The organism is Candidatus Pseudomonas auctus (assembly GCF_048654275.1).
Lineage (GTDB): Bacteria > Pseudomonadota > Gammaproteobacteria > Pseudomonadales > Pseudomonadaceae > Aquipseudomonas > Aquipseudomonas pharyngis.
The window spans coordinates 139,360-164,207 of record NZ_JBJYZK010000010.1; the positions used below are offsets into that span (position 1 = coordinate 139,360).

Consider the following 24,848-nt stretch of genomic DNA (forward strand, 5'->3'; position numbering starts at 1 on the left):
TTAGAAGCCCATGCTCAGGTGTTCGGCAATCGGGCCGAGCGCCAGGGTCGGCAAGAAGGTCAGGCCGCCCACCAGCAAAATGGTCACGGTCAACAGGGTCACGAACAGCGGGCCGTGGGTCGGAAAGCTGTTCTGGCCGATCGGTGCGGTTTTCTTCATCGCCAGGCTGCCGGCCAGGGCCAGTACCGGGAGGATGTAACCGAAGCGACCAATCAACATGCCCAGACCGAGCATCAGGTTGTGGAACGCAGTGTTGGCACCGAAACCGCCGAACGCCGAGCCGTTGTTCGCGCTGGCCGAGGTGTAGGCGTAGAGCAACTGACTGAAACCGTGCGGACCGGGGTTGCTCACCGCCGCCACCGGACCCGGCAGGCTGGCGGCAACCGCGCCGAGCACCAGCACGCCGACCGGCATCACCAGCAGGGTCACCACCAACAGTTGCACTTCGCGGGCCTGGAGTTTCTTGCCGAGGTATTCCGGGGTGCGACCAATCATCAGACCGGCGAGGAACACCGCGATCAGCACGTTCAGCAACATGCCGTAGAGCCCCGCGCCGACGCCGCCGAAGATCACTTCGCCGACCATCATGTTCACCAGCGCGACCATGCCGCTGAGCGGGTTGAGGCTGTCATGCATGCCGTTGACCGAACCGTTCGACGCCGCGGTGGTGGTCACCGACCAAAGAACAGTGGCAGTGGTGCCGAAGCGCGCTTCCTTGCCTTCCAGCGGCGCGGTCTGCTCGACGGCGACGTTCTTCAAGGCAGGGTTCGGTTGATACTCGGCCCACAGCGAAGTGGCGCCGCCGATGATGAACAGCGCGAGCATGCAGCCGATGATGGCGCGGCTCTGACGCAGATCCTTCACGTAGTGGCCGAAGGTGAACACCAGCGCCACCGGGATCAGGATGATCGACGCAACTTCGAACAGGTTGCTCCAGGCGGTCGGGTTCTCGAACGGATGCGCCGAGTTGACGCCGAAGAAACCACCGCCGTTGGTGCCCAGTTGCTTGATCGCAATCTGGCTGGCGGCCGGGCCGAGCGGGATCACCTGATCAACGCCCTGCATCGTCACTGCATTCACATATTGGGCGAAGGTTTGCGGCACGCCCTGCCACACCAGGTACAGCGCCAGCAGCAGGCACAGCGGTAGCAAGCCGTAGAGGGTGGCGCGGGTCATGTCTACCCAGAAGTTGCCGAGGGTTTTGGTGGACTTGCGCCCGATGCCACGGCACAGCGCAACCAGTACGGCGAGGCCGGTGGCGGCGCTGACGAAGTTCTGCACGGTGAGGCCGACCATCTGGCTCAGGTAGCTGAGCGACGCTTCGCCGCTGTAGGCCTGCCAGTTGGTGTTGGTCATGAAACTGACGGCGGTGTTGAACGCGAGTGTCCACTCCTGGCCCGGCAGGTTTTGCGGGTTCAGCGGCAGGTGATCCTGGAACAGCAGGATCGCGAACAGCAGCAGAAAACCGGCGAGGTTGAACGCCAGCAGCGCCAGCGTGTACTTCTGCCAGCTCTGTTCGTCCTGCGGATTGACCCCGGCGATGCGGTAACAGCCACGTTCGACCGGGCCGAGAATCGGCGTCAGCCAGGTGCGCTGGCCCTCCATCACCTTGTAGTAGAAGCGCCCGAGGAACGGCGCCGGCAGCAAGACCACCGCGAAGAATGCGAGGATCAGCCAATAGTCATAACTGTGCATAGCCGCTCCTAAGTCCGATCCGCGCGCAACAGCGCAACCAACAGATAAATGAACAGCCCCACTGCCAGCAGCAGTGACACCCCGTCCAGAACGCTCATGGAAGATCTCCGTGTTACGGCGTATTGCCGCGTGTGGAGGCATTGTCGGAAAGGAGGCTGTAAAGGAACGAGAGCGAGGGTGTGGGCGGGGCATAAAGAAAGCGTAAAGAGTGGGTTTACGCGGGCGTTACAGCAAAGTTTTGCGTCGTGTGGACGGGCCTCTTCGTCGGATCGCCGCCCGGACCAAGCCCGCTCCCACATTTTGAAATGCGCGCGTCCAGACACCGCTGACACCTGTGGGAGCGGGCTTGCCCGCGAACACGGCAGCACAGACAACATCGCACCCAACTGGCGCACAATTTTGTGGGTATTGCGCCGCGAACATCCCCGATACGACAGCTTTCATCCCATTACGACCCACCAATACAGAATGGCACGTCCACTGCACGCGCCCTTCCCCGAGCTTTCCAAACCGTTCAGGGAGCAAACGCATGAACACACAACTCAAACCCACGCTGGGCACCTTGCACCTGTGGGGCATCGCGGTGGGGCTGGTGATTTCCGGGGAGTACTTCGGCTGGAGTTACGGTTGGGGCGTCGCGGGAACCCTGGGTTTCCTGGTGACTTCGTTCATGGTCGCGACCATGTACACCTGTTTCATCTTCAGCTTCACCGAACTGACTACGGCGATCCCCCACGCGGGCGGGCCGTTTGCCTACAGTCGCCGCGCCTTCGGTGAAAAAGGCGGATTGATCGCCGGACTGGCGACGCTGATCGAATTCGTCTTCGCCCCGCCGGCGATTGCCTTGGCGATTGGTGCGTACCTGAACGTGCAGTTTCCGGCCCTCGATCCGAAACACGCGGCGGTCGGCGCGTACATCGTGTTCATGGGTCTGAATATTCTTGGCGTGAAACTGGCTGCGACCTTCGAGTTGATCGTCTGCGTCCTGGCCGTCGCCGAGCTATTGGTGTTCATGGGCGTGGTCGCCCCGGCGTTCAGCTTCAGCAACTTCGCCCTCAACGGCTGGGCCGGTTCGGACATCTTCGGCGCTCCGGCGATTGCCGGGATGTTCGCGGCGATTCCATTTGCGATCTGGTTTTTCCTCGCCATCGAAGGCGCAGCCATGGCGGCCGAAGAAGCCAAGGACCCGAAACGCACGATTCCCAAGGCCTACATCAGCGGCATTCTGACGTTGGTGTTGCTGGCCATGGGCGTGATGTTCTTCGCCGGTGGCGTCGGTGACTGGCGCACCCTGTCGAACATCAACGACCCGCTGCCTCAGGCAATGAAAGCGGTGGTCGGCGACAACTCCGGCTGGCTGCACATGCTGGTGTGGATCGGTCTGTTCGGGCTGGTGGCGAGTTTCCACGGGATCATTCTTGGCTACTCGCGGCAATTCTTCGCCCTCGCCCGCGCCGGTTACCTGCCCGCCTCGCTGGCGAAACTCTCGCGGTTCCAGACCCCGCACCGCGCCATCATCGCCGGCGGCGTGATTGGCATCGCGGCGATCTACAGCGACGGCCTGATCAACCTCGGCGGCATGACCCTCACTGCCGCGATGATCACCATGGCCGTGTTCGGCGCAATCGTGATGTACATCATGAGCATGCTAAGCCTGTTCAAACTGCGTAAGTCCGAACCGAATCTGGAGCGTACCTTCCGTGCGCCGTGCTATCCGCTGATTCCGCTGATTGCATTGGCGCTGGCCGTGGTGTGCCTAGTGGCGATGGCCTGGTTCAATGCGTTGATCGGACTGATCTTCCTCGGTTTCATGGCCGTCGGTTTCGGCTACTTCCTGTTGACCGGCCAGTTGCGCGCCAACGCCCCGGCAGACGCCATGCTCACCGGACTGTAAACCGCGACGGGCATAACCGGCCTAGAATGGAACCACTGCGAATGCACTTCGCTCAAAGTGGTATGCAGCGTTGCACGGCGAAACCCTCGCCCGTCGACCTGTCTTTAAGGAGAGCCGTTATGCCCTGGTATGCCTGGTTGATTCTGGTCGTTGCAATCGGCTCGATCGTCGGCGGTCTGATGATGTTGCGAGACACCGCCAACAAGGTCGAACTGACCGATGAGCAACGCAAGCGCGTCGCTGAACGCAACGCCGAAGCGGACATCAAGGACGCGCAGGACCGCTGAACGAAAACCCCGCCTGAATCGGCGGGGTTTGTTTTTGTGGCGATTACTTTTCCCACTCGGCCTTGGCAATGTGCAAGCCATGCAGGCCTTTGTACGCCGCACGTTCAGGCTGGCTCCAGCCTTCGAGCAGCGCGTCGTCCAGACGATAGATTTCCACCCCGAGCGGGCGGCAGACGGTCAGCGGGTCCTGCGCGTCCGGCCCCCACATCGCCAGTGACAGATCACCACCGGGACAGGTCGACAACGCGCACAGCAAGTCGATTTCGGCGAAGAACTCAAGATAATCGCCCTTCTGCGCCGGACAGGCCTTCATGAAATACAGGTCATCGTGATTCAGGCCCGTGCACTGGAAGATGTTCAGCACGTCATGCACATCGAACTCGGTCAGGCCATGGGGCAACACGGCGCGAGTCAGGTTGGAATGGCAGTGATGATGGAAATCCTCGCCGGTGAGCATTTTGTTTACATAGGGATCGCAACGCGTGCCGAGCAGATCGTGCAGGCGCCCGCCGTGCTCGTCGATGCCATAGTCGGCCAGACTGTCATCGGTGATGGTCACCAGAGGTCGCAGAAAAGGCAGGTTCGACCACAACCGGTCGTGGGTGCTGACATGCGCGCCCTGCAGTTGCCGGGTGCGCGCCGCCCACATCCGTTCACGTGGATCGTGTGCGTTCCACACATTGAAATCGCCCACCTGGGGCCCGACCGGTGTGGTGACGCGAAACACATGCCCCGCCGGCACGTGCCAGGCGCGGCCGGTGCGGATCGGCACCTCGAATTGCTCGATCAGCGTGCGCCCGTCCTTGCGGTCGCGAATCCGTTCGTAGAAAGGTGTATCGACCTGCAACGCCGAGCCTTTGCTGACCTGATAGGCGGCCGGGTAGTCTTTGTACATGATTCTCCTGCTCCTCAAGCGATGGCAACTTTGCAAGCTGCAACCACTATCCGTGCCAACCGCGAGTGGCTGTTACGAACATGTCGGAGTCACCGGACTTTTTTTAGAAGTAGAAGTACAGTCACCATTCAATTTGCATTGGTTAAGATGGCGCTCTTGTTGCGGAGAGTTTAAATGCGTTACTCGCAGGATCATAAAGCCCAGACCCATCAGCGCATTATCAAGGAAGCGTCCGAGCGGTTTCGCAAGGACGGCATTGGTGCGACCGGTCTGCAACCATTGATGAAGGCGCTGGGCCTGACCCATGGCGGCTTTTATTCGCATTTCAAATCGAAGGATGAGTTGGTTGAAAAAGCCCTGCAAGCGGCTGGCGATCAGGTTGCGGGCTTGTGCGAGGAGCTGTTCGCCCAGGAAAAACCACTGGAAGCCTTCATCGATACGTACCTCTCCGAATGGCACCAGACCTCACCTCATGAAGGCTGCCCGCTGCTGACCATTTCATCGGAGCTGGGGTTGCGCGGCCAACCGAGCCCGACCAGCGACGAAGTACTCAAGGCTCGCCTGGACCAGATCGAAGGCACCCTTGAAGGCGAGAACGCCGCCGAGCGCAGCATCGTCATCATGGCGACGCTGGCCGGGGCGCTCCTGCTGTCACGCAGTGTCGCGGATCCTGAATTTGCGCAGCAAATCCTCGACGTCACCCGCGAACATCTCAAACGGTCGGAAGACTAAGCCTGCCAGCGCTTGAACAGCACGCTGGCATTGACCCCGCCGAAGCCGAACCCGTTGGACAGCGCATACTCGATCGGCATCGACCGTGCCTGACCGTGGACGATGTCCACGCCTTCGCTGGCCGGATCGGGATTTTCCAGGTTGAGGGTCGGCGGAACGATTTGATCGCGGATCGCCAACAGCGTGAAGATTGCTTCCAGACCTCCCGCCGCACCCAGCAAATGCCCCGTCGCGGATTTGGTCGAGGTCACGGCAATTGAGTTTTGTGCGCCAAAAACCGATTTGATCGCCGCCAGTTCACCGAGGTCGCCCACCGGGGTCGAGGTCGCATGGGCGTTCAGATGCTGCACCTGATCCGGCGCTATACCGGCCTGGGCCAGCGCCACTGTCATCGCCCGCCGTGCACCGCTGCCGTCTTCCGGCCCGGCGGTCAGGTGATAGGCATCGGCGCTGGTGCCATAACCGACCAGTTCGGCCAATGGTTGCGCGCCCCTTGCCAACGCGTGCTCCAGCGACTCGATCACCAGCAGCCCGGCGCCCTCCCCCATCACGAAACCGTCACGTCCACTGTCGAACGGACGCGATGCGCGTTCGGGCTTATCGTTGTAGCCACTGGATAAAGCACGCGCGGCCGCAAATCCGGCAAGACTGACGCGATCGATACAGGCTTCCGCACCGCCGCACACCGCGATGTCGGCCTCACCGGCACGAATCAGCCGGGCCGCATCACCGATCGCCTGCACGCCGGCGGCACACGCGGTGACCGGCGCGCCGAGCGGGCCCTTGAGACCGTGCTGGATCGAGACATGCCCTGCGGCGAGATTGACCAGAAACGAGGGAATGGTGAACGGCGACAACCGTCGCGGACCACGGCTGTCGGTCGTGCGTACCGCATCGGCGATAGCGCCGAAGCCGCCGACACCGGAGCCAATGATGGTGGCCGTACGCTCCTGAGCGTGGGATTCGGTCGGGTGCCAGCCGGCCTGTTCAAGCGCCTGCCGCGCAGCCTCCATCGCGAACAGAATGAATCGGTCCATTTTTTTCTGCTCTTTGGGCGGCGTGGCCCGATCCGGATCGAAACCCGCTTCGGCGTCTTCCTCCATCGTCGGCACCACGCCGCCGACCCGGGTCGGCAGATCGGCAATGACCGCCTCCGGCAGGTTTCGCAATCCCGAACGCCCCGCCAGCAAGCGCTGCCAGACAACTTCGACGCCGCTTCCCAAGGGCGATACCAGGCCCATACCCGTGACAACTACTCGACGCTGATCCATATCGGGTTGACCTCTCGTGACTCAAAAGACTTTTACTTGTAACGGCTGGCCGCCGAACTGTGGGACAGATTGGGCGCCATCACATGACGGGCGGCGACGAACGCTTGCCACTCGCCCGCATCAGGCAGCGAAGGAATCGTGACCAGTTCGCCCTGATCCAGACCGGACAGCGCGGCATCGACCATTTCGCCCGCCTCCATGACCATCTCCGCAGGAATACCGCTGGCATCGAATCCGGAGCGTTCCCAGATTTCGGTCCGGGTCACACCGGGCAGTACTGCTTGCACCTTGACTCCGGTGCCTTCGAGTTCGGTATTGAGCGATTGAGTCAGGCTCAACACGTAAGCCTTGCTGGCACTGTAGGTGGCATTGAAACGCTCAGGAAACAGGGCGACCACCGATGCAATGTTGATGATCGTGCCGCGCCCGGCGCTGGTGAAGGCAGCGGCGGCGGCCGAAGCCAGTCGGGTCAGGGTCGTGACATTCAGCTGGATCAGCTTCTCCAGTTCATCGGGATCGGCGTTGGCCAGCAATCCGTTGGATGCTACGCCAGCATTGTTGACCAGTAGCGTGATGCTGGAATCGCTGCGCAAACGCTGCTCAAGCTTGATCACATCATCCTTTTTCGTCAGGTCGGCCTTGAGCACTTCAACCTGAACGCCATGTGCGTCCCGCAGCTTGATGGCAGCGGACTCCAAGCGCTCCTGATCACGAGCCACCAGCAGCAGATCGAAACCACGTGCCGCCAACCGCTCGGCATACACCGCACCGATGCCGGAAGAAGCGCCAGTGACCAGCGCCGTGCCTTGGGATTTCGGGGAATTCATGACGATACTCCTGGGATGCGTGAGGAATGAACGACCGCTAAAAAGCAGAACGCTTCAGTGGCGACTGAAATTATTATAGGCATAATTTCAAGGCAATATGACAGCCATAATTTTCTATTTCCCGACGGAAAGGCTGTCGCCCTCCTGTGTTGTGCTCCACCTGGAAGCAAAAAGGGCCGGTCAATGACCGGCCCCTTGGCGTTGAACAATCAGCTTAGTTCACTTCCAGCTTGTCGCGGTTGCGATCCAGGATCGCCTTGCCGATGCCCTTCACTTCCAGCAGCTCATCCACAGACGCAAATGGACCATTTGTTTCGCGATACGCAACAATGGCATTGGCCTTCGCCTCACCCACGCCTGCCAGCTCCTTTTGCAGCGTCGCCGCATCTGCCCCGTTGAGATCGACTTTCCCACCTTTGGAAACGGATGCAGCATCCATCACCTGTAAGGTTTTCGGTGGTTCAGCTGTGACCAAAGGCGCCGCAACCGCCGCGATCGAGGCGCTGGTGAGCAAGGCAAAAACCAGGGAGTAAAAGTAACTGCTACGCATAAGTGACGCTCCATCATCATTTGAGAAAGCAGCTTTTCCGAAGCTGCTCCCCAAACTTAGATCACGATCGCCACCTGTCAAAAACGTGTCCGTTACAGGATGTGAAACAATCAGGGTTCGAGACGGCGTTGCTGGTAGATCCAGTCAACGATTTCGCCGTCAGGGGTGTAACCGCTCACGGTTTCACGCAATAGCTGGCGAACGCGGGAGTAGTCGTCTTTCTCGACGGCAATCAGCAGCTCATGCAATCGCGCCTTCAGCACATCCCAAGACAGATGATCTTCGTTGGCCGTCATGATCATCGGATGCGAGGTAGCGGCGACATTATCGCCGATCAGCAACTCTTCGTAGAGCTTCTCGCCCGGGCGCAAACCGGTGAACTCTATAGAAATGTCACCGTGTGGATTACGCTCGGAACGGATACTCAAGCCTGACAAATGAATCATTTTTTCTGCCAGTTCGACGATTTTCACCGGTTCGCCCATATCCAGCACGAACACATCGCCGCCCTGCCCCATTGATCCCGCCTGGATAACCAGTTGCGCCGCCTCGGGGATGGTCATGAAATAGCGGGTGATTTTCGGATGGGTGACGGTCAGTGGGCCACCGGTTCTGATCTGGCTGTGAAACAGTGGAATCACTGAACCTGAAGAACCCAGCACGTTACCGAAACGAACCATGGTGAAACGGGTTTTATTCACCCGGGACACATTGGCTTTGTCGCCGAACAGAACCGGAGCCAACTCGCGGCTCAGGGCTTGAAGCGTCAATTCCGCGAGGCGCTTGGTGCTGCCCATGATGTTTGTTGGACGGACAGCTTTATCCGTGGAAATCAGCACAAAATTTGAAACACCGGACTGCAAGGCAGCCTGAGCGGTATTAAGCGTGCCAATTACATTGTTCAGCACACCTTCAGCAATGTTGTGCTCCACCATCGGCACATGCTTGTAGGCCGCAGCATGGTAAACCGTCTCGACCTTCCAGGTTTTCATGACGTCCAGCAATTTATCCTGGTGGCGAATTGATCCGAGGATCGGCAGCAACCTGACCGGCACCGATTGACGAGAAGCACGCTGTTCCAGTTCCGACAAGATGTTGTAAAGATTGAACTCACTGTGTTCGAACAAAATCAGGGTCGTTGGCCGAAGCGCGAAGATCTGCCGACAAAGTTCCGAACCAATCGACCCTCCCGCCCCAGTGACCATGACAGTTTTGCCGTTGATGCACCGGGCTAGCAGGTCGGGTTGCGCAGGCACGGAATCGCGGCCCAGCAAGTCGGCAATATCAACTTCCTGAATATCCTCAACTTTGACTCGACCGCTGGCAAGATCGGTGAAGTTGGGCACGCTTCGCACATGCAGTGGAAAACCTTCAAGAAGATTCAAGATCTCCCGGCGTCGCGCCCGGGTGGACGACGGCAGGGCCAAAAGGATTTCCTGAGCCCCGGTGACATCAATCATTTGTTGAATGTGTTTGGGCTTATACACTTGCAGCCCGGAAATCGAACGGTCGGATATACCGGAATCGTCATCGATAAATGCCACCGGACGCATGACTCGTCCCATGCGTAGCGCTGCAACCAGCTGATTACCAGCGACTCCGGCACCGTAAATGGCCACTTTGGTCAGCCCATCGTCACGGTTGGTGAAAGGCACATGCTGCGCGGCAGTGAACCAGTCGCCCATGAAATATTGCCTTAGGCACAGCCGCAGGCCACCGATGATGACCATGCTTAACCACCAATAGTTGAAGATGATCGAACGCGGTACTACGGACTCATGATTGCTGTACCAGAAAACGACCACGGCCAGTATCAATGAAGAAAGACTGACAGCCTTTACGATTGCAATAAGCGCATCGTTACCGAAGTAGCGCATGACAGCACGGTACATGCCAAAGCGTATAAAAAACGGGATCGCAATAACTGGCGCGCATGCGAACAGCCATATATGAGCAGCGATCGGGTTATACATATCATCGACGCCCAAACGCACGATGAAAGAGAGCCATAAAGCGACCCAAACCAACACCACGTCGGTAATCACCTGCAGCAAACGCTTTTGCTTGCGAGGCAGACCCAGTAAGACCGTCCGCACCTTATCCATTCACGCACTGGAGCACGTAGCTCCCTCCTTCAGCAGTCGAGGTTGGCATTCTACTCCCAATACCTGAAGGATCAGATGGATAGTTGATCCAACAGTTGCGTCGATGACACTGCGCCCGCCAAGTCCAACCGATTCTTCGCGAGCAATTTACCCAGCGCATGGCTACAATCCCCCAACTACCGAAAATGTAAAGTGCTCTCAGAATTGCGAACCCCTTCGCGGTCAATCCATTGCATCGACCGAGGCACTGGCAAGGAGAGCAGGAGACGGAAATCCCATTACTCGTGAAGGTCTTCCCATCCAGCGAACATCATTTTCCAATTTTCAGTGCTTAATGAGAAATCATGTCCGAAAATCTTGTAGCTCACACAACCGCCGTGGATGCCGAGCGTCGCAGCATTATCAAAAACCAGCAACCTACCGTTATTTGGCTTACTGGGCTTAGCGGAGCGGGTAAATCATCCATTGCCAACGCATTGGAGCTGGCGCTGTGCAATGAAGGCCGACACACCTATCTGCTCGACGGCGACAACGTCCGGTTGGGTCTTTGCCATGACCTCGGATTCAGCGACAAGGATCGCATCGAAAACATACGTCGCATCTCCGAAGTCTCCAAGCTTTTCATCGATGCCGGATTAATCGTTATCACCGCTTTCATATCTCCGTTCAAACGTGACCGCGCCTTGGCTCGAGAAGTCATCGGTGCGGAAAATTTCATCGAGGTGTTCATTGATACCCCACTCAATGAGTGCGAGCGCCGGGATCCAAAGGGTCTGTACAAAAAAGCTCGCCAGGGATTGATCGCCAACTTCACCGGCATCGACTCGGCCTATGAGCCGCCGGATAACCCGCAAATCAAAATCAACACTCTGGAAGATGATCTTCCGACTGCAGCCCGGCGCATCATCGACTTTATCAACAAGCAATCGAACCAATGAAAACCCTAGTCATTATTGGCGCAGGCTTCAGTGGAACGGTTGCCGCCATCGAGTTTCTGCGTTCCGCCCCCGAAGACACTCGACTGATCATCATCAATAGATCTGGCGCAGTTGCGCGGGGCTTGGCGTATGGCACCAGCAGTTCAAAACACCTGCTGAATGTCCCGGCAGGCAATATGAGCGCGCTCGTCGATGATCCAGACTCGTTTCTGAACTACTGCCAGGCTCTCATTCCCGATACGACCTCCAGTTCTTTTGTATCCAGAAAGCTGTATGGTGATTATCTTGCTTCGCTACTGGAAAGTGCCGAAAGAGATACCAAAAGCCATATTGCGGTGGAACGTATCTGCGCAGAAGTCGTGTCACTCAAACCCCACGAGCAAGGTGCTCAGATAAAACTGTCTGGGGGCAAGACTGTCTTGGCCGATCAGGTCATTTTGGCATTCGGCCACTTCCCGCCGCGTACGCCGGCAGCACTGACGAGCCTGCTCGAATCGCCGCACTACGTCGCCAATCCGTGGGCTGGATCAGTGACCGACTCGGACAAGCAAAGTGAATCGATTCTACTGATCGGAAGCGGTCTGACTGCACTTGACGTGGTCTCAAGTCTTGGAAAAGTCAGCGATGCAGGTCAGATATACCTGCTCTCGCGCCGCGGACTAATGCCACTGTCACACCGGGCACACAAGAACGGGCAGCAGCCACCGACGTCTTGGCGCGATGAAATGCTCAATGCTGAACCGACGGTCTTGAGTTACTTGCGAACCCTCAAGGCGCAAGTTGAAGCGGGGAAAGCGCTCGGACTCAACTGGCGCGATGTTATAGCTGCTATTCGCCCGATTACCTCTCGACTGTGGATGCGCCTGCAGACGAAGGAGCGCAGACGGTTTCTTCGCCACCTGCAACCCTATTGGGATGTTCACCGCCATCGCGTAGCACCGCAAACCCATGAGTTTTTTGCGGACGCAGTCAACCGCAAAAAAATCATTCCCATCGCCGGGCGTATCCGCTCGATTGAGACAGGCGATGGAAAAACGCTGATCACCTTACAGCGACGCGGTCGTCATGATGTAGAGAAACTGCAGATTGATCGCATCATCAATTGCACAGGACCGAACTCCAATCCGAACCTGATTGATGAATCGCTGATCCAGCAATTGATCAGCGACGGGCTGATAACTGTCGACGATCTTGGCTTGGGCTTGCGCGTCGATGAGCATCTCTGCGTACAAAGCAAAAACGGCAACCCATCCCCGTGGCTTAGTTATGTCGGGCCGATGCTCAAAGCCGAACTGTGGGAAGCCACCGCAGTTCCCGAACTGCGCGTGCACGCGAGCGCACTGGCCAGACGGATATCCGGTAAATTGAAACAACCTTGAGCCTGCCACGCCCCCAGGGAACGCCAGCACATTGACGCCCAAACGTTACGTGCGCGTACCCTGGATCGAGTCCCTCTCTAAGCCGGCTGCTTTAGGTTGATCTCTAAGAAACTCCATCAGGATCCAAACGGACAATGAACTCTGTACTCGTGCTCGGCGACTCTCACGCTTTGGTTTTCAGCTCCGAACAAATGAGAGGCTTGTTTCCCGAACATTCCTTCGAGGTCATATCCGTCGGCGGAGCTACGGTATCCGGATTGAAGAATCCGAATGCCGTCACTCAAGCCATGCCGCAATATCTCGCCGCACTGCAAGCCACCACCGCAAACACAGTCATCGTAATGCTGGGTGAGGTCGATACAGGGTTTGTAATTTGGTACCGGGCACAAAAACATGGCAGCTCGGTCGAGCAAATGTTGGCGCAAGCCGTTGGCAATTACCAAAACCTGCTGCGGGATATAGCGAAGAAATTTCAAGTGATCTGCATCAGCACTCCTCTTCCGACTATCCGTGACGACATGCAGTGGGGAGATGTTGCCAACTTGCGAAAAGAAGTAACCGCTTCCCTGTCCCAACGGACGCAACTGACTAAAGAGTTCAACTCGCTCATGGAAAATTTTTGCCTTAAAACAGGCATAAGCCACCTGAACTTTGATGAGCTTTCCACTGATGAGTTGGGTCAGCTTAAAGAAACCCTACGCAACCCGGACCCCAACGACCATCACTATGATCAGACAGCGCACGCGAAGATGATAGAACCCCTTCTAAAGCCTGTGCTGCTGCACAGCAAAACCGACAAACAACTTGCTGCTGAACCAGAAACTGCCATCGCGCCCCCTGCTGAAAACACCTCATTAATTGGTAATCTAGTGAGAATATTTCTTCGCAGGAAATAAAAAACCCGTTGATCACTCAACGGGTTTGTTCGATTAGCTGACAGCAGCCGCGGATCGGCGCACGCCTCTCACGCAATTCTTGAGGATGGGCTCTCTTCCAGCCATTGTACAAACCGCTCGAGCCCCTGCTCGAAGCTGACGGCAGGCGTCCATCCTAACGAACGCTTGGCTCGCTCGATGCACAAAACACTCACAGGCACGTCAAACCCTCGGGCGGCCATGTACTGCCGATTCGCCTCACGCCCCGTAATCTTTTCAATCGCATCCAGCAACTCATTCAAACTGTGCCCATGACCAGAGCCAATATTGAACACGTGTTCATCGGCAGAGCACTCAATAGACGCCAGCAAGGCTTGTACAACATCAGCGACATGAATGTAGTCACGAACCACCGACCCATCGCCCCAGATTTCAATGGGTTCACCGCGCAGGACTTTACCCAGAAAAACTGCGACAGCACCTTGGCTGGAATGGGTTCGCTGCCCTTCTCCATACGGATTGGCCAATCGCAAGACGGTGTAATCAAGGCCATGCAGGCGATGAAAAAGTGCCAGATATTTCTCGATTGCCAATTTCGCAATCCCGTACGAACACGCAGGATCAGTAGGATGCGTTTCGGGAATCGGCACCTGCAGGGGATCACCGTAAACGGTTCCTCCCGATGACACGAAAACGATCTTCTTGATACCGGCCTCGACGGCGAGGTTCAACAAGCGAACGGTTCCCACGAGATTACTCTCAATATCAAACACTGGATCTGCGTTCGATGATTTAGGCAACGTCGTCGACACAAGGTGGTAACAGACATCACAGTCTCTTAATGCTTCGGTTATATCGGCCTCACTGGTGAAATCGCCTTCATACAACTCGAAACGTGTATCCGCTGTGTGCGATTCACCAAGCGCCACAACGTTAGGCCGATCAAAGCAGCGCACAGCATGCCCCTGCTCCAGCAATGCCTCTATCAGGTGGGTACCGATGAAGCCGCGACCGCCCAATACCAACGTCCGCAATCCTGAGGAAGTCGAGGTGTTCTCGGATGTGTTCAATGTAGTCTCCAATGCTTTAGAGGCTTGATTTGCTTGGGGATGAGCAGTCGGCCAAGCACTGCGCAGATCAGCCCGTTCAAAGCGCTGCAAATAAAAAATGTAGCAGTGACAGCCCAGGCAGAACAAAGCAACTCGTTGGTGAGGTTGCGCATGAAGGGCCTGGGCCTGACCGCCCTTGGCCCAAGCCCCCGCATGCTGGCCTCAATTCTCCCAACGTCGTCTGAAAATCTGACGGCGAACCGGTACAGACTCGCAACCAGCCTGGTCACTCCTTTCGGGCTTTGATATCGCGCTCGAATAAACGAACGTACTGCGCCGCGACCGCATCGATTCGATAGCGATTGGAAACCTCTTTCACCCGCCCGAACGCCTCGCGGTACTTTGCGTTGTCGCTAGCAAAACCGGCGATCACTTTTGCAGTCTGCTCGATCGGTACTTCCCAATCTTCAAGGGCGATCACCTCACCGGCGATCTGATCTCCAATTGTCAGCATGTTTCGGATGTCGCCGACTTCGGACGCGATGTAGGGCTTACCCGCGAAGAGACAGTCAACGATCGTTAGAGGAAAACTCTCGGACTTGAATTTGGTCAGCATAATGCCCATGTCGGCCGCCGCGTAATGTCCGACCGAGTCCTTGCTGAATCCGGTCAGGCAGACAAAGTCAGGTACGCCAACGCGGCAATATTCGTCATACACAGGCCCGTTACCGACCAGTAACAAACGTATGTCCACTCCCGAAATCGCGCGCGCCAGGGTTACGGCCTCAATGGCTTCGTCCCAGCCTTTGTCAGGTATTGCCCGACTGACGCAGCAAAGTACGAAAGCGTCCTGCGCAATGCCCAACTGCTCACGCTCGACTGGCACGACGGTAGGAGGCTGAAGGCCATTAGGCACTTTGATGAAACGCCCGGAGTCTTCCTCATATAGCGAGAAATTCACGAACGGACCAATATTCTTCTCAGCTGTATAAACCCAGGTAGTCACCTCTCGATTTGCCGCTTTGAGCTGCTCCTCAGTCACCGCGAAAGCGTCGCCGTGCTCAATCATGCCGTGCAACGATGCAACATGAGAGCCTAACTGCGAAAACACTCCAGGCAGGCTTATCGGATACTTCTGAATATGCCATTGGTGACTATTCAAGGCTTCGATACCAAACTCGCTGATTAGCGACTTGACCTCATCAAGATCATTTGTTTCGACCAGCGGTACATCCGCGCGCAACATACGGCGAACCCCGTCCTCGCGCGCCGTCAGGCCGGCACTCAGCAGGATCACCGAGTATCCTTGACGCTTGAATTCGTTCGCCAGGCGTATTGGCAGAATTTCCGCGCCACCCGGGTAGAAACCAATGGTTGACACCATAATGTTCGGAGTTCGGTTGGCACGCGCCGCAAAAATAGCATCGCGACCATACCAGGCGTAGAACTCCTCTTGAGAGTTGTTGACGTTGATGTCGTAAAGTCGCCGACTACTTTCCTCACAAAGCTCGAGCACCGAAAGCGGTACGTTGTACAACGCCTGTACGGTGCGGCTGGCGATACCGAGTTCTCGATAAAAGACCTCTCGCTTATAGGTCTGCTGGGCAGCGCTGCCAACGTAACGACGGAAAAAGTTGGTACCGTCTACCGAATAGGCAACCTTGCCACCGCGAATTAGATGAAGGTAGAAGACCCAGTCGCCAGCCACTCGCATGGACAGCCACTCTTCATCATCGAGCAAAGGCAGATCTACAGGACGTTTGAATACAACACCGCTGGCATTAGGAATCGTATTTTTGATCCCCAATGCGTAGCGCACTTCACTGTGAGCAGTATCTACATACGATTCCGCCCACTTCTCTGCGCACTCCAGGTCACTCACGTACTTATGGAATTCGCCTTCCTGAACGACTTCATCGCTGGTGACAAACTCGCAGCGAGCGTAGGCGAGCATGACTGCTTCATCATCAAAACAACGCACAAGTGCCTGAAGAAAATTTTCATCGCAGTAATCGTCGCTCTCGGCAACCCACACGAGATCGCCGGTCGCCGCTTTGATACCTTTGGACCATTGTCTGAAAACACCACCGGAATTGGTGTCATTGAACAATGTGGTCGTTACGTCTGGGAACTTTTGCGCATACTCGTTCAATACCGAGCGGCTTTCGTCAGACGAACAGTCATCCATCAAGATGACTTCAAAATTCCGGTAGGTTTGGCCATAGATACTGTCCAGACGCTTACGCAGAAAACGCTCGTGGTTATAATTCGGCACAATCACCGAAACTTTAGGCATTAACGTCTTCGACTTGATTGCCAGCAAGCCGCGACTTGTCTCATTGACGCGACCAAAACCTGCAACTCTGTCAGGTTCCAGAAACAGCCCGTGACTCCAGTCGTTCCAGGCATTGACGAACACCAGCTGCCGATCCTTCGAGTGCCTGGTCTTGGCGCTGGTGATCGCAGCATCCAGCCAGCGACGGTACTCGCGAGCACAAAAGCGCGTGTACACCAGCGGCGATTTTGCAGCGTATGCAGACTCATCCCTGGCCAGAGTAATACCGTTGAAAACAGGGAACGAGTGCGATTGGGCATTTTCCGCTCGCGTGATGCCATTCGCCACTATGACCGAATAGGGAACAGCGGCAATCCCGTTCTTCTGTTGTGGCGAAAAAGTGCCGATTTCACCCTTGAGAGGCTCCACAGGCAGGTCCAGAACGGCATCGCATAGCTGAGACAGTTTTCCGTTCCAGATGCCATCGTCTACCTGTGCCGATTGAGCAATCAGGTAGGCCTTGATGTCTAGCTGGGAAAGTCGATCGCGTAAATCGCTGAGCGCCTCGAAATTGTTGGGTGTCGAGCATTCGACAACAACCACCGGACGCCCTTCGACACGCAGATATCGCCGATCACGAACAGCTTCTCGCAGACGAGCAGGCAAGTTTTCTTCTTGCGCTGAAATTCGGACGCAAAATTGGAAGTCAATGTTCTTGTGATCGAGAAATACGTCCACAGGCTGTTGTGGACAATCAGCACCAGCATGACTATCCCATTGGAAACAAAAGCCGTAAAGCCCGTGACTTTTGGCCAAACGGACTTGTTTTTCCAACACCTCGCTGTCGAGTGGATCATAAAATCCGAGATAGTCATTCGGCAGCAACTGAGCCCCACCCTTGGAAGAAGAACGCGCGTCGCGCAACTTGTCCCAATGCGGCAAAACATATAGAGCAAAAAGTTTAATGCTGCTCCCGGAAAAACCGAAACGGACGTCATCTTCATAACGAATGACCGCGCCAGGCACCGTAATCCGCTGCTCCGAAGCACCCGAAACAACGTAGTGCCAGAACGGATTTATATTAGCTGCCTGGATATCCTTATACGTCTCAAGATAGCCAACAGTATCAAAATCATCGGAAGGGTTTTTTCCTTCATACCAGCCGAAACCGCAATAATGGCGAATCGGATCCAGGTTGAGTTTCTTCAGCTCTGGATACATCGCCAGATAATAATCGGCATCAAACATTCCAGAATTTCTAATGGCTTCAGCTTGTGCCGCAATGATTTCCGGAGAGACCTGTTGGAAAACAATAGGCCTGGCCTCTGCCTCTACACGTTTTTTCCGCGTCCAGGTACGGACATGGCCAGCGATAGAGCGCCCTTCCAACCGGCCGTTGCTCAGATAGTGAACCAGCGGATTTACAGCAGCAGCGGCAACATCCGGATAGTCTCGGAGGTATTTTTCGTTACTGAAAAAAGCGGAAGGGTTGCGCCCCTCCTTCCACCCATCATTAAGATAGTGCACGAGTGGATCGACGCCCTGATCTTTAACGTCAGGATTCTGTGTAAGGTAGTAGCTGTTATCAAACAGCTCACTGGCGCCCAACAGACTGATAGCGGACTCATCAACCCGCGCGCGACGCTCTCTCAGGACCTGGATTGCCTTGCCCAGTGACGTATTGCTCAACCGGCGCAATGTCCGACGAGCCAGCACACCGCTTCTGCGCAGTGGCAACGTTACCCGCCATGAGCGAGACTCATAGGCTTTCTGCAGCTCTTGTCGGGCGGCAGCCACTTCAGCATCTTTTTGCAGCTGAATCCTGGCAATCTCTTCCTCACCCACAACAAGCTGAGTCTTCAGGTTGTCGATCTGGCGGGTGAGCTTGTCGATTTCGGCCTCACGTTTTTCCGCAACAAGACGAAATTCGGTGATCTGCGTTGCACTTTCAGCAGCGTAAGCATCCAGCGAAGCGATTTTCGCCTCAAGCGTGGCCACAGTCTGACCCAGGGCAACAATACGTGCGCTGCGTTCGCCGAGGGATTGGTGGCGCCCTCTGATTAGCTTGATCGCTCGCAAAGCAAGCATCAATTCATCATGCGTAAACGTTTCCTTGGCTTTCGGCGGCTCGGTGTCGTAACCCAATACCGCAAAATCCTCGGCGTACAAAGTCCGGATCAAACTGGCACTGCGCTCTGTCACGAACTCGGGAAGATAGGGAATCAGACTTTCATTTGCGCGACGGTCGGCGAAGGGGTCGGGAATAAATTCACCCAAATGCTCGGCCAACGCTTTGCTAAGCCGAGGAGCCTCTTCAATTTTGGTCAGTACGCTGTAGCTGATCAGATCAGGGCGCAGCAACATGACCTGAGGCGTCCAATGCTGGTCCCAGTAGGTTGGCGCTTCCTGACTGGCAAGATGCTCAAGAAAGCCCTCAAATGCCAAGGCAATATCATTAGCGTCTCTGAGCGGCTGGTGATAAAAATCACGCTGAAGATAGGGCCCAACCTGCTGTGGTTCCTGCAACAGCAATTTCGACTGCCACGCCGAAAAAATTCGCTTGTAAGGGTTTCTCACCACAGCGAAGCGAAAATACGAGTCCGACGTCAGGGCTTCACGCAGCTCGGCGGGAGCAAGCCCTGTAACATGCGGCGCAACCCTGTGCATCTCGTGGACGATTTGATCCGGGTTGCTTTCAGCACTATCAGTGATCTCGCTAAGCGCCTTCGAGCAGCCTACCAGCGATGCAAACCACCATTTAAGGGACGTACATGCAACTTTCGGGGTGCTTACGTAAAAGAGCTTGTGCTGCTCCGAACGATAGCCACTCCAGCGGAGATAGTTAAATACTGCGGCTTCGTCACTTGGTGGCCAATCACTGATATTTAGCATTTACGTCATAAACCTTATGAATATGCTGCAGCGCAGCATCAAACTTCCAAGTCCATTATTCCATTACACAAGTCAACAACACCGCGTTTGACTCGTAACTTCGAATCGGGCGGACGGCTGGTTCCTTCAGCCGCCGGCCGATCATCAAATCGTAGCTTTTCCACCGACTTGCGCATGAGGTGCGCTCGTCATCAAATCCACATAACCAAAGGAATTGAGCTTGTCCTCGGATACAACTCTAAACATGATTGCATCCATAATCCTGTGAGCGCAGTTCGGTTCCTGATTTGACCAGACTCCGCCACCCACAAAATAAACACCCGGCAGTAAATTCATCTGGAAAGAGAATTTGACGTTAAAGTCGCTACCCGCAGCGACAGGCTCGAAATAGGTTCCATCCTCAGGGAAGCGCTGGCCGGTTACGACGGCACCCGAAACATTTCGTATATGAATGCCCCAGTAGGTCGCGTCAAGACTGTCGGTGAAATGACCGGCCACCTGGACCTGGTAGGGACTTCCCGCCTTTAACACGTTCACTTGATGTCCGTCGGCATCAAGGATGGAGAATGAGGTGATTTCCGCCCCTTGAGTCGGATAGACCGCAGTAGTCTCAGGCACCAGCCCGGAATCGAACGAGTCACTCGATAACTGCGTGGGGGAGACGGGACGCTTCTCGACCGTTTTCTGGAGATCGACATTTTCTCCAGTCTTGTCCGCTACCAAATAAGCCTCAACCAGCCGTTTGTACTCTGCCTGAGGAGCATAAATCAGCTTTTGGTATGCTCTGACCGCTTGCGGGGCTGCACCGTACATCAGCCTGACACCGTGGTCGAGCAACAGGGTTCTGTCGCACAACTCGATGATGCTCGATGCCGAGTGCGAAACAAACAATATGGACGTACCCCTGCTTTTCAGCTCTTCCATTCGCGCAAAGCACTTGCGCTGAAATTTTTCGTCGCCGACCGCGAGCGCCTCATCAACAATAAAGATATCCGGATCAATCATCGCTTGAACGGCAAACGCCAATCGCACGACCATACCGCTTGAATAACTTTTTACTGGCTGTTCGATAAACTCGCCGATATCCGCAAAGGCCGCAATTTCGTCGAACCGCTGATCGATCTCTTCCCGGGCAAGCCCAAGCACAGCAGCATTCATGTAAACGTTGTCACGCCCGGTAAACTCGGGATCGAATCCCGATCCAAGCTCAAGCAAGGCAGCAATGCGTCCGTGGGTCTGAACGGTGCCGGTCGTGGGGTTCAAGGTGCCACAAATCATCTGCAGCAGGGTGGACTTGCCACTGCCATTGCAACCGATGATCCCGACCGTTTCCCCCCTCTTCACTTCGAAGGAAACGTCGCGCAAAGCCCAGAACTCTCGGTAAAACCGACTTGGCTGCATGCGCGCCGTTGCCTGGAGACGAGGCACGATAAACTGCTTCAGCCGGTCACGCGGCTGATCATAAATTTCGTAGCACTTGCTCAGGTTCTCAACCTTAATCGCGACTTCAGAGGACATCAGCAAATCCTTTACGTGTTTTCTGGAACCAGGCAAAGCCTAGCCAGGCAATGCAGGTAGTGGCGATCCAATAGATTCCCAATATCTCGAAATTCGGCAGTTTCCCCCAGAACAAGACATCGCGTGTCATCTCGATCGCGGGGGTCAGCGGATTGAGGTAGAGCAAATGACGGTATGCCTCGGGAAGCGCGGTCGCAGGATAGAAGATAGGACTCAGGAACATTAGAACCGTCGTCAAGATACCGATGAATTGGGACACGTCGCGCAGATAAACTCCCAGCGACGCCAAGGCCCAACTGACCCCCATGATAAACATTACAAAAGGGATCACGATCAGTGGCAGGTACAACACAGTCGCATGCGGCATGCCGAAAAATATTGCATAGGCGATGAACCAGACGCCAAGGCTGATGGCCGCGTGAAACAACGCAGATCCCAAAACCACCACTGGCAGGATTTCAAGAGGATAAACCACCTTCTTGACGAAGTTGACCTTGCCGAGAATCAAACCCGGTGCCCGATTAATGCATTCGGAAAACAGATTGAAAATGATCAAGCCCGCAAACAAGATGAGAGCAAACTCAGTCTTCGAATCACTGTCCACACTCCAGCGGGCACGAAGCACTGCACTGAATACGAATGTGTAAACCGCAAGCATCAACAGCGGGTTAAAAAATGACCAGAGCAACCCCATCGCCGAGCCGCGGTACCTGCCCAGCACCTCCCGTATTGTCGACGCTTTAATCAGAGCGATATTGCGCCAGAGGCTGGCGAACATTTCCAATGGGTTGGCAGAAAACTGGCGCATCAATCAAAACCTCAGCAAAAAAAATGCAGGTCGGCACGCATCACGAGCCGCGAGCGTTGGGATCATACCCAAGGAGGAAAAGCCAAAGCTTCTGTGAAAAAAACCGCGTTCCTCTGCGCAAGGCTTGAGGCAGGTCGGCGCATTGTCGAACATTTTCAGGGAGTTCCATTCATGAGAGGAAGCATTTCCTTTACAAAACCACGCAGATCTCGATGGGTCGCAAAAATCAGGACGGGTGATTTCCAGCGTACGAGGAGCCTCGTTGAAAAGAGAGCGTGGCAAAACGGGCGCTTCCTTCAAAACTGCATGACTGCACAACCGCAGCAAGTGAAGCCACGGCCACACATAAGTGAAGCATCCACCCCAGCCAACAGATGGCACCGATGACATGGCTGTGTCTCATGCCGAAGCGAGGCATGACTGGCACGCCCCGGAAGTGGGAATCACGCGATTGATCTGCGACACGGCGGTCAATATTTTGTCGGATGATATCATTCAATACGACGGAGAAACACGGGTTTTCCCTTGGAGCGCGTCCGTCAGACGCGAGCGCGGAGCCCATGGAAACGCAGAACATCTGCTAGACTTCCTGCCGCCTGCAGCTCACTTCATCGGAAAAAAAACCGCGCCCGGCATGACCCGAATAAGGGCCAGAACCCCATCGGCAGCGCGCTGGAAAACTTTAATTTCTTTCGTTTTCAGCGATCAATAAGTGAAACAAACCGCCTGAACAGGCGGCTTTTTTCAAGACAACTAAATTCAATGGAGCGATAAGATCAACGATAATTTTCGCAAGACTTCACCGCACGATTCTTGGCGAGAAAATATGCCTCATGAAGCTGCTTGTGACGAGCGACTCTCACATCCGACTGGGCAGGCGTCCTGAACAGCGAAGTAGTTTTTGGAACATAACTAAACTTGTTTTTATAACCATAACGGAGCCAAAGATTCCAGTCCTCAAGATTGCTCATATCAATCTCAAAACCGCCTCGAGACAAATACAACTCACGCATAAATAAAATTGATTGAATCGGTATGTAGTTATGATCAAGCAACGTCTCGTAATCGAACTCCTGCCTAAAGGAATCATGCGTTTCATGAGTGAGTTCCACATACCGACCACTGCTCTCAGTGACAGTACCCACCTCCATCGCCAGCGAATAAGCTGCAACAGCCTCTTGATCTTTTAATAGAGCGGCAACCAGCACTTCTACGTGATCAGAAAAAAGCAGGTCGTCATCGTCGAGAAACATGCAGTATTTGCCCGTGGCCATTTCCAGGCCGTAGTTACCCGTCACCGAGCGCCCTACCTTGTCCAGGCCGAAAAATCGAACGCTGCGTCCCGCCGAGATCGGCGTATTGTCCACAAGCGGCTTCATCGTTACCCCACCATCTTCCACCACAATCAACTCGATATTGCGGTAGGTTTGATTGAGTACCGACATGATCGACTGTCGTAGAAACTCGTCACGCTTCTGGTAAGTACGCGTGACGATCGTCACTAACGGCTGCTCGACGAGAGGCTCACCCACGCGCCAGAACGCCCCGTCCCTGATCATTTCATAATCAAATCCCCTGAAAGGAAAACTGACACCACTTTGTCGACCTTTTCCCCCAAGAAAATGTGGCGCTTTTCTTATCATGCGCAGGACACTGCCCATTACATCGCGCCGAGACCCCGGATACACCTCCGGCCTGAGGATCAATAAAAACTGCAGTGCAAGCCCGCCCACCTTATCGATCCAGTTGCCGTAACGCAGGCGCAGATAAGCATTGGCCAAAGTGCTACCAACGTATTGAATCGGCTTTACCTGATTTTCATGTTCATAGGTGTAGTGGTAAACCACGGCGCCAGGGCAGTATTTCAGCCGATAACCGTATGACCTGAAACGGTAGGATAATTCGACATCCTCTCCATACATGAATATCTGACTTTCATAACCCCCAACCTGCACATAAGCGGCTCGCCTGATCAGGATGCAGGCATGTGACGACCAGTTCGTTTCGAGGGTTACCGGATCGTAGTATTTTGGATGCTCGAAAGGAGCCTGCCTCATTTCCCACGATGCAACATCGTCCTGCCCTGACGCCAAAGCAGAGGTCACAACTTGTTCTAAGGCTTCCACCGAAAAATGAATATCGATGTTACTCACTAGAAAATAATCGGCAGTACCTATGGAGATTGCTCGATCATGCCCGGCGCCAAAGCCTATATTGTCGCCACGAATAATATTAAAACCGCCAAACAGGTTACCGTAACCGTTCTTCCAACGTTCAAGCTCTTCGACGGTATTATCCGAAGAACCGTTGTCTACGAAATAGAGATTCAGCTTCTCACAAGGATAACTTTGCGCTTTCAAAGAATCGAAGAAGCCGTCGACCCACTTGGAGCTATTGTAAGTAACGATAGATATATCTATCGCCGGACGTTCAACACAATCAGAAGAGGGCAATACATGGGAAAAGCGACGCTGCGCCAACGCCTGGAGGGCATTGACATTATTCTTGGAATCGATAAGTGAAAATAGCCACAATCGAACTTTTCGTGAAAACAGCCCTACTCGGACCCGCACACTCGCTAGAAAAGGAAATTTCTGATAAAGCGGCCGAAGAACCGCTTTTGGGTTCAAAAGTAATTCACGCGGGCTAGACAGGCAGCGGGTAATAAATGATTTCTTCGAAGACCTCATACCGAACAATTTATCCTATAAAAATATTTTTCAATTTTTTGAGAACTTAGACTTTACACCGTTTGACCGCAAGCCTGCCTGTAACTTTTACAACCTGATCGCTGAACAGCTTACCCTCAGCAACCGATACGATATTCGAACAAACGGCAAATCTGCAGCTATAGTCGA

18 protein-coding genes are annotated in these 24,848 nt (G+C 55.0%); 6 read left to right on the forward strand and 12 right to left on the reverse strand.

From position 1 onward, the window contains the following. Together kdpA and kdpF are read right to left on the reverse strand one after the other, a co-directional pair. A complete protein-coding gene (gene kdpA / locus ACKUG4_RS19255) occupies positions 1-1,695 on the reverse strand; it encodes a potassium-transporting ATPase subunit KdpA (protein ID WP_445434623.1) in 1,695 nt (564 codons plus the stop codon). 8 nt (positions 1,696-1,703) lie between these two features. Further along, the gene (gene kdpF / locus ACKUG4_RS19260) at positions 1,704-1,793 is read right to left on the reverse strand and encodes a K(+)-transporting ATPase subunit F (protein WP_007950940.1); all 90 of its coding nucleotides are present in this window, start codon (positions 1,791-1,793) and stop codon (positions 1,704-1,706) included. A gap of 431 nt (positions 1,794-2,224) precedes the next feature. On the opposite strand from kdpF, the gene eat reads away from it, so the two are divergent. Then, positions 2,225-3,589: an ethanolamine permease gene (gene eat, locus ACKUG4_RS19265; protein ID WP_039770512.1), complete on the forward strand. Its 1,365-nt coding sequence runs from the start codon at positions 2,225-2,227 to the stop codon at positions 3,587-3,589. Between the two features lie 119 nt (positions 3,590-3,708). Further along, positions 3,709-3,876, forward strand: a complete 168-nt coding sequence (locus ACKUG4_RS19270; RefSeq protein ID WP_007950938.1) for a DUF2897 family protein — start codon at positions 3,709-3,711, stop codon at positions 3,874-3,876. A 43-nt stretch (positions 3,877-3,919) separates the two neighbouring features. Here ACKUG4_RS19270 and ACKUG4_RS19275 read toward each other — a convergent pair whose 3' ends face one another. Further along, a complete protein-coding gene (locus tag ACKUG4_RS19275; protein WP_064598380.1) occupies positions 3,920-4,771 on the reverse strand; it encodes an urea carboxylase-associated family protein in 852 nt (283 codons plus the stop codon). 174 nt (positions 4,772-4,945) lie between these two features. Here ACKUG4_RS19275 and ACKUG4_RS19280 point away from each other — a divergent pair, with 174 nt between their 5' ends. Continuing rightward, positions 4,946-5,503 carry a TetR/AcrR family transcriptional regulator gene (locus tag ACKUG4_RS19280; RefSeq protein WP_007950936.1) on the forward strand — a complete coding sequence of 186 codons (558 nt, stop codon included), beginning with the start codon at positions 4,946-4,948 and terminating at the stop codon, positions 5,501-5,503. On the opposite strand, the gene fabF is transcribed toward ACKUG4_RS19280, so the two are convergent. The 4 genes from fabF to ACKUG4_RS19300 all read right to left on the reverse strand — a co-directional run bounded on the left by fabF (position 5,500) and on the right by ACKUG4_RS19300 (position 10,256). After that, a complete protein-coding gene (fabF, locus tag ACKUG4_RS19285; RefSeq protein ID WP_445434624.1) occupies positions 5,500-6,774 on the reverse strand; it encodes a beta-ketoacyl-ACP synthase II in 1,275 nt (424 codons plus the stop codon). The two genes, ACKUG4_RS19280 and fabF, sit on opposite strands and share 4 nt — an antisense overlap. Before the next feature lie 32 nt (positions 6,775-6,806). Further along, a complete protein-coding gene (locus ACKUG4_RS19290; protein ID WP_445434625.1) occupies positions 6,807-7,601 on the reverse strand; it encodes an SDR family NAD(P)-dependent oxidoreductase in 795 nt (264 codons plus the stop codon). A gap of 214 nt (positions 7,602-7,815) precedes the next feature. Next, positions 7,816-8,151 carry a ComEA family DNA-binding protein gene (locus ACKUG4_RS19295; RefSeq protein ID WP_064598386.1) on the reverse strand — a complete coding sequence of 112 codons (336 nt, stop codon included), beginning with the start codon at positions 8,149-8,151 and terminating at the stop codon, positions 7,816-7,818. Between the two features lie 110 nt (positions 8,152-8,261). After that, entirely contained in the window at positions 8,262-10,256 is a 1,995-nt protein-coding gene (locus tag ACKUG4_RS19300; RefSeq protein WP_064598387.1) for a polysaccharide biosynthesis protein, read from the reverse strand. A 344-nt stretch (positions 10,257-10,600) separates the two neighbouring features. On the opposite strand from ACKUG4_RS19300, the gene cysC reads away from it, so the two are divergent. The 3 genes from cysC (at position 10,601) to ACKUG4_RS19315 (ending at position 13,469) form a co-directional block, all read left to right on the forward strand. Next, complete coding sequence (cysC, locus tag ACKUG4_RS19305; protein ID WP_064598389.1) at positions 10,601-11,194, forward strand: adenylyl-sulfate kinase; 594 nt, start codon at positions 10,601-10,603, stop codon at positions 11,192-11,194. Beyond that, on the forward strand, positions 11,191-12,573 hold the full coding sequence (locus ACKUG4_RS19310) for an FAD/NAD(P)-binding protein (RefSeq protein WP_064598395.1): 1,383 nt from the start codon (positions 11,191-11,193) through the stop codon (positions 12,571-12,573). The genes cysC and ACKUG4_RS19310 overlap by 4 nt, the downstream gene beginning before the upstream one ends. Positions 12,574-12,707: 134 nt before the next feature. Continuing rightward, complete coding sequence (locus tag ACKUG4_RS19315; protein ID WP_082934434.1) at positions 12,708-13,469, forward strand: SGNH/GDSL hydrolase family protein; 762 nt, start codon at positions 12,708-12,710, stop codon at positions 13,467-13,469. A gap of 68 nt (positions 13,470-13,537) precedes the next feature. Here ACKUG4_RS19315 and ACKUG4_RS19320 read toward each other — a convergent pair whose 3' ends face one another. The 5 genes from ACKUG4_RS19320 to ACKUG4_RS19340 form a co-directional block, all read right to left on the reverse strand. Further along, positions 13,538-14,518: an NAD-dependent epimerase/dehydratase family protein gene (locus ACKUG4_RS19320; protein WP_445434626.1), complete on the reverse strand. Its 981-nt coding sequence runs from the start codon at positions 14,516-14,518 to the stop codon at positions 13,538-13,540. A 265-nt stretch (positions 14,519-14,783) separates the two neighbouring features. Next, a complete protein-coding gene (locus ACKUG4_RS19325; RefSeq protein WP_445434627.1) occupies positions 14,784-19,664 on the reverse strand; it encodes a glycoside hydrolase family 99-like domain-containing protein in 4,881 nt (1,626 codons plus the stop codon). Between the two features lie 144 nt (positions 19,665-19,808). Continuing rightward, a complete protein-coding gene (locus ACKUG4_RS19330) occupies positions 19,809-21,182 on the reverse strand; it encodes an ABC transporter ATP-binding protein (RefSeq protein WP_064598402.1) in 1,374 nt (457 codons plus the stop codon). Then, positions 21,172-21,990, reverse strand: a complete 819-nt coding sequence (locus tag ACKUG4_RS19335; RefSeq protein ID WP_064598404.1) for an ABC transporter permease — start codon at positions 21,988-21,990, stop codon at positions 21,172-21,174. The genes ACKUG4_RS19330 and ACKUG4_RS19335 overlap by 11 nt, the downstream gene beginning before the upstream one ends. A gap of 776 nt (positions 21,991-22,766) precedes the next feature. Continuing rightward, entirely contained in the window at positions 22,767-24,680 is a 1,914-nt protein-coding gene (locus ACKUG4_RS19340; RefSeq protein ID WP_082934436.1) for a glycosyltransferase family 2 protein, read from the reverse strand. Positions 24,681-24,848 lie beyond the last annotated feature (168 nt).

Excerpts from the sequence above, each read along its gene's own strand:
- kdpA (WP_445434623.1), bottom strand. The coding sequence starts at position 1,695 with ATGCACAGTTATGACTATTGGCTGATCCTCGCATTCTTCGCGGTGGTC.
- kdpF (WP_007950940.1), bottom strand. The coding sequence starts at position 1,793 with ATGAGCGTTCTGGACGGGGTGTCACTGCTGCTGGCAGTGGGGCTGTTC.
- eat (WP_039770512.1), top strand. The coding sequence starts at position 2,225 with ATGAACACACAACTCAAACCCACGCTGGGCACCTTGCACCTGTGGGGC.
- ACKUG4_RS19270 (WP_007950938.1), top strand. The coding sequence starts at position 3,709 with ATGCCCTGGTATGCCTGGTTGATTCTGGTCGTTGCAATCGGCTCGATC.
- ACKUG4_RS19275 (WP_064598380.1), bottom strand. The coding sequence starts at position 4,771 with ATGTACAAAGACTACCCGGCCGCCTATCAGGTCAGCAAAGGCTCGGCG.
- ACKUG4_RS19280 (WP_007950936.1), top strand. The coding sequence starts at position 4,946 with ATGCGTTACTCGCAGGATCATAAAGCCCAGACCCATCAGCGCATTATC.
- fabF (WP_445434624.1), bottom strand. The coding sequence starts at position 6,774 with ATGGATCAGCGTCGAGTAGTTGTCACGGGTATGGGCCTGGTATCGCCC.
- ACKUG4_RS19290 (WP_445434625.1), bottom strand. The coding sequence starts at position 7,601 with ATGAATTCCCCGAAATCCCAAGGCACGGCGCTGGTCACTGGCGCTTCT.
- ACKUG4_RS19295 (WP_064598386.1), bottom strand. The coding sequence starts at position 8,151 with ATGCGTAGCAGTTACTTTTACTCCCTGGTTTTTGCCTTGCTCACCAGC.
- ACKUG4_RS19300 (WP_064598387.1), bottom strand. The coding sequence starts at position 10,256 with ATGGATAAGGTGCGGACGGTCTTACTGGGTCTGCCTCGCAAGCAAAAG.
- cysC (WP_064598389.1), top strand. The coding sequence starts at position 10,601 with ATGTCCGAAAATCTTGTAGCTCACACAACCGCCGTGGATGCCGAGCGT.
- ACKUG4_RS19310 (WP_064598395.1), top strand. The coding sequence starts at position 11,191 with ATGAAAACCCTAGTCATTATTGGCGCAGGCTTCAGTGGAACGGTTGCC.
- ACKUG4_RS19315 (WP_082934434.1), top strand. The coding sequence starts at position 12,708 with ATGAACTCTGTACTCGTGCTCGGCGACTCTCACGCTTTGGTTTTCAGC.
- ACKUG4_RS19325 (WP_445434627.1), bottom strand. The coding sequence starts at position 19,664 with ATGCTAAATATCAGTGATTGGCCACCAAGTGACGAAGCCGCAGTATTT.
- ACKUG4_RS19330 (WP_064598402.1), bottom strand. The coding sequence starts at position 21,182 with ATGTCCTCTGAAGTCGCGATTAAGGTTGAGAACCTGAGCAAGTGCTAC.
- ACKUG4_RS19335 (WP_064598404.1), bottom strand. The coding sequence starts at position 21,990 with ATGCGCCAGTTTTCTGCCAACCCATTGGAAATGTTCGCCAGCCTCTGG.
- ACKUG4_RS19340 (WP_082934436.1), bottom strand. The coding sequence starts at position 24,680 with ATGAGGTCTTCGAAGAAATCATTTATTACCCGCTGCCTGTCTAGCCCG.